10 protein-coding genes, 1 other RNA gene and 1 pseudogene are annotated in these 12,213 nt (G+C 73.7%); 9 read left to right on the forward strand and 3 right to left on the reverse strand.

Features of this window, described 5'->3' with window-relative positions; translation table 11 throughout:
* On the forward strand, positions 1 to 996 hold a 996-nt coding region (locus ABTY20_RS11950; protein WP_351996849.1), incomplete at its 5' end, for a bifunctional RNase H/acid phosphatase.
* Here ABTY20_RS11950 and eda read toward each other — a convergent pair.
* The 3 genes from eda to ABTY20_RS11965 form a co-directional block, all read right to left on the reverse strand.
* On the reverse strand, positions 971 to 1,618 hold the full coding sequence (eda, locus tag ABTY20_RS11955; RefSeq protein WP_351996850.1) for a bifunctional 4-hydroxy-2-oxoglutarate aldolase/2-dehydro-3-deoxy-phosphogluconate aldolase: 648 nt from the start codon (positions 1,616 to 1,618) through the stop codon (positions 971 to 973). The two genes, ABTY20_RS11950 and eda, sit on opposite strands and share 26 nt — an antisense overlap.
* Positions 1,619 to 1,683: 65 nt before the next feature.
* Complete coding sequence (yaaA, locus tag ABTY20_RS11960; protein ID WP_351996851.1) at positions 1,684 to 2,466, reverse strand: peroxide stress protein YaaA; 783 nt, start codon at positions 2,464 to 2,466, stop codon at positions 1,684 to 1,686.
* A gap of 66 nt (positions 2,467 to 2,532) precedes the next feature.
* Positions 2,533 to 2,715 (reverse strand): hypothetical protein, encoded by a 183-nt coding sequence (locus ABTY20_RS11965; RefSeq protein ID WP_351996915.1) that lies wholly within the window; start codon positions 2,713 to 2,715, stop codon positions 2,533 to 2,535.
* Between the two features lie 131 nt (positions 2,716 to 2,846).
* On the opposite strand from ABTY20_RS11965, the gene ABTY20_RS11970 reads away from it, so the two are divergent.
* From ABTY20_RS11970 to ABTY20_RS12005, 8 genes and pseudogenes are all read left to right on the forward strand, one after another.
* Positions 2,847 to 3,413 carry a Uma2 family endonuclease gene (locus tag ABTY20_RS11970; protein WP_351996914.1) on the forward strand — a complete coding sequence of 189 codons (567 nt, stop codon included), beginning with the start codon at positions 2,847 to 2,849 and terminating at the stop codon, positions 3,411 to 3,413.
* A gap of 23 nt (positions 3,414 to 3,436) precedes the next feature.
* Positions 3,437 to 4,270 carry an AraC family transcriptional regulator gene (locus ABTY20_RS11975; RefSeq protein WP_351996852.1) on the forward strand — a complete coding sequence of 278 codons (834 nt, stop codon included), beginning with the start codon at positions 3,437 to 3,439 and terminating at the stop codon, positions 4,268 to 4,270.
* A 52-nt stretch (positions 4,271 to 4,322) separates the two neighbouring features.
* A pseudogene (locus tag ABTY20_RS11980) lies at positions 4,323 to 5,072 on the forward strand (DMT family transporter); the annotation flags it as partial.
* 112 nt (positions 5,073 to 5,184) lie between these two features.
* Positions 5,185 to 5,597, forward strand: an RNA gene (gene rnpB / locus ABTY20_RS11985) — RNase P RNA component class A.
* 166 nt (positions 5,598 to 5,763) lie between these two features.
* A complete protein-coding gene (locus ABTY20_RS11990; RefSeq protein WP_351996853.1) occupies positions 5,764 to 10,551 on the forward strand; it encodes an HD domain-containing protein in 4,788 nt (1,595 codons plus the stop codon).
* The gene (locus ABTY20_RS11995) at positions 10,544 to 10,855 is read left to right on the forward strand and encodes a hypothetical protein (protein WP_351996854.1); all 312 of its coding nucleotides are present in this window, start codon (positions 10,544 to 10,546) and stop codon (positions 10,853 to 10,855) included. Before ABTY20_RS11990 ends, ABTY20_RS11995 begins: the two co-directional genes overlap by 8 nt.
* Complete coding sequence (locus tag ABTY20_RS12000; RefSeq protein WP_351996855.1) at positions 10,852 to 11,454, forward strand: hypothetical protein; 603 nt, start codon at positions 10,852 to 10,854, stop codon at positions 11,452 to 11,454. The genes ABTY20_RS11995 and ABTY20_RS12000 overlap by 4 nt, the downstream gene beginning before the upstream one ends.
* Before the next feature lie 119 nt (positions 11,455 to 11,573).
* On the forward strand, positions 11,574 to 12,197 hold the full coding sequence (locus ABTY20_RS12005; protein WP_351996856.1) for a histidine phosphatase family protein: 624 nt from the start codon (positions 11,574 to 11,576) through the stop codon (positions 12,195 to 12,197).
* Positions 12,198 to 12,213: the final 16 nt, after the last annotated feature.

The raw sequence follows: 12,213 nt of genomic DNA on the forward strand, positions 1-12,213 counted from the left end.
CGGGCCGCCCTGGACGCCCCGGCGGCGGAACCGGTGACGCCCGGGCCGTCGGGTCCGCCCGGGGACGCGAGGGCGGGCGCGGCCCGCGCCCGCGCCGCCCTGGCCTCCGCCTCCGGGACCGACGCCGGGACGCGGTCCGGGCGGGCGGCGGACGCGGTGACCGGTCCCTCGCGGCCGGCGCTCGCGGACCGGGGGACCGACGGCCTCGCGGACGCCGGCCGCGCCGGCGCGCGGACGGCCCGGGTGGACGTGCCGGACGGGCCGGCGGCCCGGGCCGGTTCCCCCGTCGGGGACCGGGACGGGGCCGGGGCGGATCTGCGGGCCGCCCGGGCCGTGGCCACCCCCACCGCCGGATGGGCGCCCCCCGACATGGGCGCCCCGGCCACCTTCGTGCTGCTGCGGCACGGGGAGACCCCGCTGACTCCGCAGAAGCGTTTCTCGGGCAGCGGCGGCAGCGACCCCTCGCTCTCCGGCGTCGGACGGGAGCAGGCCGAGAAGGTCGCCGCCGCGCTCGCCCGGCGCGGCACCGTCCAGGCGGTCGTCGCCTCCCCGCTCGCCCGCACCCGGGAGACCGCCGGCATCGTCGCCGCCCGCCTCGGTCTGGACGTGACCGTGGAGGACGGGCTGCGCGAGACGGACTTCGGCGCGTGGGAGGGCCTCACCTTCGGCGAGGTCCGCGAACGCCACCCCGACGACCTGAACGCCTGGCTGTCCTCCCCGGACGCCGAACCCACCGGCGGCGGCGAGAGCTTCGCGGCCACCGCCGCCCGGGTCGCCGCCACCCGCGACCGGCTGACCGCCGCGTACGCCGGCCGCACGGTCCTGCTCGTCACCCACGTGACACCGATCAAGACCTTCGTACGCCTCGCCCTGGGCGCCCCGCCCGAGGCCCTGTTCCGCATGGAACTGTCGGCGGCCTCCCTCTCCGCCGTGGCGTACTACGCCGACGGCAACGCCAGCGTCCGCCTGTTCAACGACACCTCGCACCTGCGCTGAGCCCCGCCGCCGCCCGGGCCAGCGCCTCGACGCGGCCCCAGTCCCGGGCGGCCACCGCGTCCGCCGGAAGCATCCAGCTCCCGCCCACGCACCCCACGTTGGGCAGCGCGAGGTAGTCCGGCGCGGAGTCGGGGCCGATGCCTCCGGTCGGGCAGAAGCGGGCCTGCGGCAGCGGCCCGGCGAGCGACTTCAGATACGCCGTCCCGCCCGCCGCCTGCGCCGGGAAGAACTTCATCTCCCGCACCCCCCGCTCAAGCAGCGCCACCACCTCCGAGGCGGTCGACACCCCCGGCAGGAACGGCACCCCGGACGCCCGCATGGCCTCCAGCAGGACGTCCGTCCACCCCGGGCTGACCAGGAACCGCGCCCCGGCCGCCACCGCCTCGCCCGCCTGGGCCGGCGTGATCACCGTCCCGGCGCCGACCACGGCGTCCGGCACCTCACCGGCGATCGCCCGGATCGCGTCGAGCGCGGCGGGCGTCCGCAGGGTCACCTCGATCGCGGGCAGACCGCCCCTGGCCAGCGCACGCGCCAGCGGTACGGCGTCGGCCGCGTCCTCGACGACGACGACGGGCACCACGGGGGCGAGATCCAGCACGGAGGAGGGCAGGGGAGAGCGCATGGCGTCATCCTGCCCGTCCGACGCACACTGCGCAAAGGTCGTTGCACACCTTGCAACGTGCGGGGTCAGTGCACCTCGTCCACCAGCACGTCCAGCGCCCACGCCGCCCCCGCCCGGGCCGGCGCCGTCGCCTCCACCACGTACCCGAGGTCCCGCAGCGCCTCCACCAGCCCGGCGGGGTCCTGCGGCGCGGCCCCGGCCGTCAGCAGGCTCCGCACGATCCGCCCCTTGGTCGCCTTGTTGAAGTGGCTGACCACCTTCCGGGTCGGCGCGTGCAGCACCCGCACGGTCGCCGTCCGCGCCGCCACCCCGCCCTTCGGCCTCCAGGCCGCCGCGTACGCCGCCGACCGCAGGTCCAGCACCGGCCCGTCCCCGGCCGCCTCGGGCAGCACCTCGGCCATCGGCGCGCGCCAGTGCCCGCTCAGCGCGCCCAGACCGGGCAGCCTCACGCCCATCGAGAGACGGTAGGAGGGGATCTCGTCGGTGACCCGGACCGCGCCCCACAGCCCGGAGAAGACCAGCAGGGACGCCGCCGCCCGCCGCTTCGCCGCCGCGTCCAGGGACGCCAGGTCCAGGGCGTCGTACAGCACCCCGGTGTAGATCTCCCCGGCGGGCCGCGCCCCGGCGGTCCGCAGCTCCGCGTTCTTCGCGACCTCGCCCCGCAGCCCCTCGCTCAGCCCGAGCACCTCGCGCGCCTTGTCCTCGTCGCCGGCGCACAGGTCCACCAGCTCGGTGAGGACGGCCTCCCGCGCGGCGGCCAGCCCCGGCAGCGACAGCGACTCGGGCTTCAGCGGGGCACCGCGGCCGGAAGCGGCCTTGCCCTCGGACGGCGGCAGCAGGACAAGCACACGTACTCCTTCGATCGAGCTCGACGTCAGGGTACGGCGTGGCCCGGCCGGCCCGGCCGGACGCCGTCACCGGGCGGAAGGGGCCGCGGCGAGCGCGCGGACCGGCCCGTCGGGGTCGTCCGCGGGGCAGCGGACCACGCGGATCCCACGGCGGCGGCCGAGGAGGGTGACGTGGGTGACCGGCTCGGCGAGCTCGACCGTGACGCCCGTCCGCGCACCGACGGCGACGTCGAGCTCGCCGATCCGCATGCTCCGATGGAGACGTCGGCGTCGCGGCAGGGGCAAGCGGACCCCGTCGGGTGAACGATCCCCGTCCGTCCCCGGGAAGAGCCCTCCGTACGCCAGTCTGACCGCGACTGAAAGCGAGGCACCGCACCGTGATCACCTATGACCCGATCTCCGAGCACCTCCTCCTGGACTGGTTCACCGGTCTGGAGACCCCGGAGGGGTTCCGGGCGGAACTCGTCGAAGGCGAGTTCCTCCTCAGACCACTACCGGACGGGTCGCACGAGCACTGTCTCAGCCGGATCGCGGGCCAGATCCACACCGGCTCCCGCACCGCCATGGACTTCTCCGGGAACAAGGGCCTGAGGCTGGGGAGCGCGCGGGCCTGCCCACCGGACCATGTGATCCCGGACGGCACCCTCGCCCCCGGGGACCTGCGGCTCTACCGGGGAGCCGGTCCCTGGACGCCCTGTGCGGGCGTCACCATGGTGGTGGAAGTGACCGATGCCGCACCCGGAACCGACCGCGGGACCAAGCCGCGCTGCTACGCCCGCGGTGGCATCCCCCTCCACCTCCTCGTCGACCGCGAGGACTCTTCGGTCACGCTGTTCAGCGACCCGGAGGAGGACGAGTACCGCGAGCGGTGCACCCGCCCCTTCGGCAAACCGGTCACCCTTCCGGCCCCCTTCGGATTCGACCTGGACACCGCCGACTTCCTCTGATCCCCTGGGGGCGGGGGTGCGCGGTGACGGACGTACGGGAAGAGGCCCGCTGGGCCAGGGCGCGGCTCGGGCGGTGCGGTCCTCCCCTCGACCTGCTCACCGCCCGTTTCAGCCGGCACGAGTACGCCCCCCACGCCCACGAGGAGTTCACGGTCGGCGTCACCGTCGGCGGCCTGGAGACCATCGCCTACCGCGGCGGGCGCATCGTGTCCGGGCCGGGCTCCATCGTCGTCCTCGAACCCGGCGAGATGCACACCGGCGGCCCCGCCGCTCCCGAGGGCTACTCCTACCGAGCCCTCTACGCCGCCCCCGCCCTCCTCACCGACGGCACCCCCGGCGGCGGCCTCCCGCACTTCCGCGACCCCGTCCTCGACGACCCCGAGCTGGCCGCCGCCCTGCGCCGCGCCCACACGGACGTGAGCTCCTGCCCGGACCCCCTGGAGGCGGAGTCCCGCATCCCCTGGCTGCTCACCGCCCTCGCCCGCCGCCACTCCACCGCCCGCGGGCACGACACGGCGGTCCCCGGCGCCGGCGCCGTCGCCCGCGCCGTCCGCGACCGCCTCGCCGACGAACTCCTCGCCCCGCCCTCCCTCGCCTCCCTCGCCGCCGACCTCGGCCTCTCCCGCTACCAGCTCCTGCGCGCCTTCCGCACGACGACGGGGGTCCCCCCGTACGCCTGGCTCGCCCAGTACCGGGTGGCCCGGGCCCGCGCCCTCCTGGACGCCGGAACGCGTCCCGCCGAGGCGGCCGCCCTCGTCGGCTTCGCCGACCAGGCCCACCTGACCCGCTGGTTCCGCCGCGTGCTCGGGGTGACCCCGGCGGCGTACCGCAACAGCGTTCAAGACACCGCCCGCTGACCCGGCCGACACTCACCGCATGACTGCACGCGGCTGGGCCCTGTTCTCCCTGATGGGAGTGGTCTGGGGCATTCCCTACCTGTTGATCAAAGTGGCGGTGGACGAGGTGTCCCCGTCGGCGGTGGTGTGCGTACGCTGCGCCCTGGGCGCCCTGATCCTGCTCCCCTTCGCCCTGCGCCAACCGGGCCTGGCCCGGAACGTGCGGACGTACGGGAAACCGATGCTGGCGTTCGCCGTCATCGAGATCGTCGGCCCCTGGTACACCCTGACCGACGCCGAACGCCACCTCTCCAGCTCCACGGCGGGCCTGCTGATCGCGGGCGTCCCGATCGTCGGCGTCCTGCTGGCCCGCTCCTTCGGCCGGGCGGAGTCCCTGGGCGCCCGCCGGATCACGGGCCTCGCCCTCGGCCTCGGCGGCGTCGGCGTCCTCACCGTCCCCCATCTGACCGGCGGCGACGCCCTGTCCCTGGCGGAGGTCCTGGTGACGGTGATCGGCTACGCCGCCGCCCCGCTGATCGCCGACCGCCACCTCAAGGACGTCCCGACGCTGCACCTGATCACCCCCTGTCTGGCCCTGGCCGCCCTGGTCTACGCCCCCGCGGCGGTCGCCACCCGCCCGGCGGCCCTGCCCACGCCGGAGACCCTCGCCGCGCTGGCCGCCCTCGGGGTCGTCTGCACGGCGGTGGCGTTCGTCGCCTTCCTGGAGCTGATCAAGGAGGCCGGCCCGATCCGCGCCTCGGTGATCACGTACGTCAATCCGGCGATCGCGGTGGCGGCCGGCGCGCTGTTCCTGGACGAGACCCTGACCGCGACGGTGCTGGCCGCCTTCGTCCTGATCCTCACCGGTTCGGTGCTGGCCAACGCGCGGGAGCGGAAGCCCGCCGCCCGGCGGGTACCATGGTCCACACGGCAGACGAGCCGGGCGGGCGGCCGCGTGGAGTCCCCCTAGGGGGCTTCCCGAGGAACGTCCGGGCTCCACAGGGCAGGGTGGTGGCTAACGGCCACCCGGGGTGACCCGCGGGACAGTGCCACAGAAAACAGACCGCCGGGGACCGTATCCGTACGGACCCCGGTAAGGGTGAAACGGTGGTGTAAGAGACCACCAGCGCCTGGGGTGACTCAGGCGGCTAGGTAAACCCCACCCGGAGCAAGGTCAAGAGGAGCGCCGTGAAACGCGCTCTGCGCGGATGTCCGAGGGCTGCCCGCCCGAGTCCGCGGGTAGACCGCACGAGGTCGGCGGCAACGCCGGCCCTAGATGGATGGCCGTCGCCGGCGGGCCCGCGAGGACCCGCCGGAACAGAACCCGGCGTACAGCCCGACTCGTCTGCCTCCCCCCGCCGCGTCGCCGGGCGCGCCCCCCGCGGGGCCGCCGGTGGACACCCCTGTCCGTGGGGAGGCTTTGGCGCGCGGACGCCGCGGAGCCCCGGCAGAGGGCGGCGGTCGGATGAGCCGATCGACTGCTGACGGTTGGTCATCTTCCGTACCATGGGCCGGTGACGCAACGGCAAGCGCTCCTCATCGGTGTGCCGCACTGTGATGACACGACGTTCTCCCCCATCCCGCAGGTGGTGCGGAACGACCTGGAGAAGATGCGGTCGGCACTGACCCTGTCCTCCTACTCGGTCGATTCGATCGGCGAGGACGACACGCTGGATCCGAGCGGCAACCGCATCCGGGCCGCGATCAGGAAGGCCTGTGCCGAAGCCCCGGAGGGCGGCGTGCTGCTCCTCTACTTCTCCGGGCACGGCGTCAGCATCGACGGCGTCGACTACCTGGTTCCCAGCGATGCCTTCCGCGAGGGCGGGGAACTCGTGCCGGAGAGCCTCGTGCCGGTGATCCCCGACCTGAGCCGCTGCCGGGCGAAACTCGTGGCGTTCTTCGTCGACGCGTGCCGGGACTCCCCGGCCGGCGTCCCCTCGGAGGGGGGCGGGGGAGGGGTGCTCCACTTCCCGGCGGGGGGCTCACAGGTGATGGTGGCCGGGTGCGCGCCCGGGCAGGTCTGCCACTACGGCGAGGACGGCAGCGCCTTCACCAGGACACTCGCCCGGGTGCTCGACCGCCGCCATCCCGCGCGCACGCTGTCCGCCGTGCTCAGCGAGGTCACCAAGGAGATGCGCCGGACCGCGGGGCTGGGCAACGACCGCCCCCAGGTTCCGAACGCCTACCCGGTGACGATGTACCGGGACGCCGCCGACGTGGTGATCTGCGAAGGCGACGAACTCGTCTCGGCATGGCACCGCGCCGCTGCGGACAACCGCCTCTGGGACCTGACCTCCGGCGTGACGGACGAGTTGTGGACGCACGTGACGCAGATCGCGCAGGACTGCGCGCGCACCCACCTGGAGGTCTCCGAGCTGCTCCGCGGGAGAACGGGGATGACCGACCACTGGTTCGATCCGAACCACCCCGCCCGGACGATCGACCTGACGGCGGAGATCCTCACCGAGGGCTCCCCCCTCCTGCCGGAAGAGGCGGCCGTGATGATCGCGGCACCCTTCATGCGTGAGGCGGTGCTCGCGGAAGGGGTGCGGAAGGCCGCCGCCATCAGGCCGGCCGACTTCAAGCGGTGCTACGAGCCGGGCCACCGCACGGACCTCGAGCTCACCCACGAGATGTACCCCCAGGTGACCCGCCGGGTCGAAGGACTGACCCGCCGACGCGAGACGGAAGCCGCCGAGACCCTCGTCATGTGGCTGGTCCACCGCTGGCTCGACGGCTTCACGGGGCTCTGGAGACTCCAGCGGTCACAGGCCTGTGCCGATCGGGGGGCCGGCCTGATCTGCGGGACCGCGGCCGATCTGAGCCGGGGCGAGTGCCGTCATCTGATGGAGACGTTGATCCGTGCGGTCGCCGCCGGGCCGGCCGACGCGCGACTGGAGGAACGGCTCGCCGCGCTGCCGGACGACTGGCGGGGCAAGGCGGGCGTGCTGTGGCTGGCGGGCACCCTGGCGGCCGACCCGCGCCGCATGCCCGCGGTGATCGCCGATCACATCGGCACCGGCCTCGAGCTGTCCCTCGCATCGGTCAAGGACGCCGCCGATCTGCTGCGGGTGCAGCGGCGCAAGGGCGACCTCGATCTGGCCCTGATCTGCACGCACCCCGCCCAGCAGGACGCCTTCCAGGCCGTGGCCGAGGCCGGGCAGCACGTCCTGGGCAGTCTGCACAGGCTCGGGCGACTGGGCCCGGTCGCCGACGCGCTGCCCTTCCGGATCACCCATGACGGAGTGAGACCCGACCGCCCGGGCCCGGACGGGACCGCCGTGTACGAGGTGCCCCTCACCCGGTTCCGGCTCTCCGAGGACAAGATCCGCGAGCTGCTGATGGGGCGACAGCTCTATGACGACCCCGCCCTCGCGATCCGTGAGCTCTACCAGAACTCCCTGGACGCCTGCCGGTACCGGGACACCCGCCTCGAGGGGCTGCGGAGGAAGGGGCGGCGTCCGGCGCCGTGGACGGGGGAGATCGTCTTCCGCCAGGGCCTGGACGGCGACCGGGAGTACATCGAGTGCGAGGACAACGGCGTCGGGATGACCCGGCAGGTGCTCGAGCACGTCTTCAGCCAGGCCGGGGAGCGGTTCGTGTACTCGCACGACTACCGCGCCGAACACGCCGTCTGGCAGGAGCTCGACCCGCCCCTGCGCATGGTCTCCAACAGCCAGTTCGGCGTGGGGGTCTTCAGCTACTTCATGATCGCGGACGAGATCCTCCTGTACACGCGCCCCGTGGACCAGCAGGGGATCCCCTCGTCGGAGGGGTTCGCCGTCCGCATCGCCAGCAGCGGCAGCCTGATGCAGGTGACTCCGTCGGAGGAGATGCTGCAGGGCGGGACCAGGATCAGGCTCTACCTGACCGGAGAGGAGGAGCCCGACAAGAAGATCTCCGTCCTGCAGACCCTCCGCCGTCTGCTGTGGATCGCCGAATACCGGGTCGTCGCGTCCGAGCACGGCGCGGCACCGGAGGAGTGGCAGCCCCGGCAGCTCCGGTACCAGGACGAGTCGGCTGAATCGCTCAAGTTCGATCGCGATCTCTGGTGGGTGTCGGGCGAGGGCGGCCTGGCCGCGGACGGCCTGCGCACCAACGAGGAGATCTACGGGCTGATCGTCAACCTGCGCGACGAGCACCGCCCCCAGTTCACCGTCGACCGCAAGAAGCTCCGCACCTGGCACGAGGACTGGGTGTACGGCAAGATCGACGCCTCGCTGCCCGCCCTGAACACGTGGCCGGGACTGACGCTCTCCTGGCTGTGGGAGGTCACCGACTCCTCGGCGGAGGTCGCCGAGCGCGTCTTCCGGCACCTGGTCGACTCCGGAGCGGAGATCGCCATCGGGGGCGGCTGGGGCCAGAGCACGACCGTTCCGCTGGCGGAGGTCGGTTGCGTCCCCCAGGACAAGGAGCTGTTCGACCCGAAGAGCAGGGGCTACTACCTCTACTCCCGGTGGTTCACGATCTGGCGTTCCGGCGCCTGGAAGGGAAGGTCCAGCACCCAGCGGAACCTGCGCCGCCTGCCCCGGGCGCTCTCCGTCGAAGGGTTTCCCGTCGCCGATCCCGTCGACGGATCCCTTCTGGCGCGGCTCCGCCGCCAGTACGGCGAGGACAGTCCGGTCCTATTGGAGGAGATCCTCGGCGCGATCGCACACGAGAAGCAGACGGCCGCGGAGCTGCTCCGCCGGCTGCGGAAGTTCGCGATAACCGGTCTGGACCTGCGGCACGTGCGCCGGTGCGCCTCCGTCGACGTGACGTTCAAGAAGGAGGACGCCCCGCTCGCCGGAGCGCTGGCGGCATGGTCTCCCCCCGGGCTGGCGCCTTCGGCCGCCGCCGCCGGGAGCCTGGTCAAGGCGTCCGCGCAACTCGACCAGCCGCTGCGCGAGGTGGTGCGCAGGGCGGCCGCGACAGCGCCCGCGGGATGGACCGGGCCCGGCACGGAACTCGGCCGGCTCGGGGACCACATATGCACGGCGGCCGAGACGAGGCTGCTGTCGGTCCGGCTCACCGGGCATCCTCCGTGGATCTCCGAGCCGCTGCAGCCGGCCCACATCGCCCACGCCATGGGCGAACTCGGAAGGGACGCCTCGCAGATCCTCGAGATGTGCGAACGGCTGGCCCCCCTGGGAGTGACCGTGGCCGGACGCGAGCGGTACCCGGAAGCGCTCAGCCAGGTGCAGGTGGAGGCGCTGCGGCAGGTGGAGGAGGTCGGCGGTGCGCTCACTCCCGTCCAGCTGATCCACATCGCCGGGCTGGCCGCAGTGAGTTACCGGGACGTCCGGTCGGAGCTCGCGGCGCTGGAGGAGTGCGGACTGCTGCGCCTGCCGGCGGACGACGCCCTGGCGGATCTGGCCCCCGACGCCGACACCGTGGGATTCATCGGCTACGCGCTGCAGATCATGGACCCCTGGACGGGACGGCAGAGCTTCCTCCGCCGCCCCGCCGCCCTGGCGGTGGCGGCGACGCTGTCCGGCCGCTACATGCGGCGGGGCGTGATGAACCAGATGGAGGAACTCCTGGCCTTCACGGTCCCGGATGCGGCGATCACCGAACCGGACCTCGTCTCCCTCGCGTCGATGATCACCGGAACGGTCGGAGAGGCGCGTGCGTGCTTCGCGAGGGCCTATCCCGAGGTCCGGCTCCCCGGGATCCCGCAGGACGCCGAGGCACTGCAGCCCTGGCTGCTCCAGGAGTACCTGATCACTCCGCGCTGGGCCGTGGAGACGGTGGACTGGACCCTCGGCGTCGGCCAGTTGATCGCCGGCGCCTTCGACTTCGGCTGCACCGTCGGTGAGTTCCTCGAGAAGGTCGATCCTTACCGGGCCCTGGGCGCGCCCCTCCCGGAGCTCTCGCGGGAGGCCGCCGCGGAGGTGAGCGATTGGCGCCCCGACCTCTACGACCTCGAACTGCTCGTGGTTCCGCGGGACAGGCCCGCCCTCGGCTCGGACGACGCCTACCTGACGGAGGTGGACGCCCTCAGGCTGGTGCAGATCTCCGGACGGCTCGGCATGCCACTGCGGGAGACCCACCAGCGGCTCACCCGGATGACGTGCCTCGGTCTGCGTCTGGAGTACCCGGTCGACGCGGTGCCGGAGGGCGTCGTCCACTGGCGTGACCTGCTCGCGCTGACCGTGCACCTGGACGGACAGAGACCGGAGGTCGGGGGGCACGTGGGACCGGACCACCTCGCGCGGGCGGCCGAGGCGACCGGGGAGGCGGCCGCGGAGGTCGGGAAGAGGCTGCGCGGGTACGCCCCGCTGTTCTCCCTGGAGCTCCCGGAGGAGGCCTCCGATGGCTGATCACGACGGCGTCGCCTTCGCCGAGGTGGAGTTCCCCGTCCAGACGGGTTTCGCCGTCGCGCGGGGCGAGGACGGACTCACCGTCGCGGGGCCGTGCCCTCGATGCGCCGCCCGCACCGAGATGACGTTCGCCTTCGGCAGTCCGCAGGGGACGAAGGGCCTCTTCGGGCGGGCCCGGTCGGCGCGGCCGGCACAGCCGACGAAGGTGACGATGTACTGCGAGTGCGGCTACTGGCACGAGGACAGGCCCCCCGAGGCACCGGACACGGGCTGCGGCGCCTACTGGTCGGTCGACATCTCATGAGCATCGAGCGCAAGCGGTGGGCCCAGCGCGCCCAGGAGCTGCGGCTGCAGCAGCTGCCGGCCGCACGCGCGCAGGCGGAGGCCTGGCGGACCGGACTGGCCGGCATGACCACGCTGCTGGGGGTCGTGCTGGTGGTGAAGGGGCGCGAGACCGTGGGCGAGCTGGCCCCCTGGACGAGGGTGACCGTCGCCGTGCTGCTCGTCGCGGCCCTCACAGGCCTCGTCGCGGCGACGGTCCTCGCCGTCCGGGCGGCCGCCGGGACGCCCGGCGAGGAGATCCTCCTGACCGGCGAGGGGCTTCGGGAGTGGACCAGGACCGAGGTCGGGGACGTCGGCCGGCGGATCCGGTGGGCCGCTCTCCTGACCTCGGCGGCGCTTGCGCTGCTGGTGACCGCGCTCGGCTTCACCTGGTTCGGCCCGGTGCCGGAACCCGCGAAACCGACGGTCCGGGTGGTCACCCGGAGCGGAAGCCTGTGCGGCGAGCTCGTCGGGACCGCCGGTGGCGACGTCGTCGTCAAGGGCGAGAGCCTGAGGCGGGCGCCGATCGACCGGATCGTCTCCATCGAGCCCGTCAAGAAGTGCGGACCGAGTGCAGGGTGACCGCACCGGGCCGGGCCCGCCGCGGTGTCGACCGTCCCCCGACGCCTGAGGGAACCGGCGCCCCGGGACCGGCGTCCACCGGTGTACGAGATCACCGGTGGACACGGAGGAGCCCCACGATGACCGGCACGGCCACCCGCTACCTCTACCTCGCCCGGCACGGCGAGGCGACACCGGACGGGAGCGGGCTGACGCAGACCGGACGGCGGCAGGCCACCCTGCTCGGCCGGCGCCTCCGGAACGTCCCCCTCGCGGCCGTCCACCACGGTCCCCTGCCGCGGGCGGAGCAGACCGCCCGCCTGGTCGGCGCCCAGCTGGAGGACGTCCCCCTGCACGTCTCGGACGTCGCCGGCGACTACCTGCCCCACCTGCCGGAGGAGGGCGAACTACCCCCCGGGTCGGCGGACTTCTTCGCCCGCTTCCTCGCCGGTGTAACGGACGGGGACCGCAGGGACGGGCCCGTGCTGGCCCGCCGGGCGCTGGACCTGTTCACCGGGCCGGTGGACGGCGGACAGGACCGGCACGAACTCGTCGTCACCCACAACTTCCTGGTCGCCTGGCTCGTCCGGGACGCCCTGCACGCGCCGAAGTGGCGCTGGCTCGGCCTCGACCACGGCAACGCGGCGCTCACCGTCATCCGCTACGCCCCCGGCCGGCCCGCCTCCCTCCTCGTCTCCAACGACATGGGCCACCTGCCCGCCGACCTGCGCTGGACGGGCTTCGCCCCGGAGCCGCGCGTCTGACGCCCCGGCCGGGGCC

Source organism: Streptomyces sp. NPDC126497, assembly GCF_040302425.1.
In the GTDB taxonomy this organism is placed as follows: domain Bacteria; phylum Actinomycetota; class Actinomycetes; order Streptomycetales; family Streptomycetaceae; genus Streptomyces.

Bases quoted from the DNA above. Each gene is read 5' to 3' on its own strand.
- ABTY20_RS12005 (WP_351996856.1), top strand. From the start codon at position 11,574: ATGACCGGCACGGCCACCCGCTACCTCTACCTCGCCCGGCACGGCGAG.
- ABTY20_RS11965 (WP_351996915.1), bottom strand. From the start codon at position 2,715: ATGCGGATCGGCGAGCTCGACGTCGCCGTCGGTGCGCGGACGGGCGTC.
- eda (WP_351996850.1), bottom strand. From the start codon at position 1,618: ATGCGCTCTCCCCTGCCCTCCTCCGTGCTGGATCTCGCCCCCGTGGTG.
- ABTY20_RS12000 (WP_351996855.1), top strand. From the start codon at position 10,852: ATGAGCATCGAGCGCAAGCGGTGGGCCCAGCGCGCCCAGGAGCTGCGG.
- ABTY20_RS11995 (WP_351996854.1), top strand. From the start codon at position 10,544: ATGGCTGATCACGACGGCGTCGCCTTCGCCGAGGTGGAGTTCCCCGTC.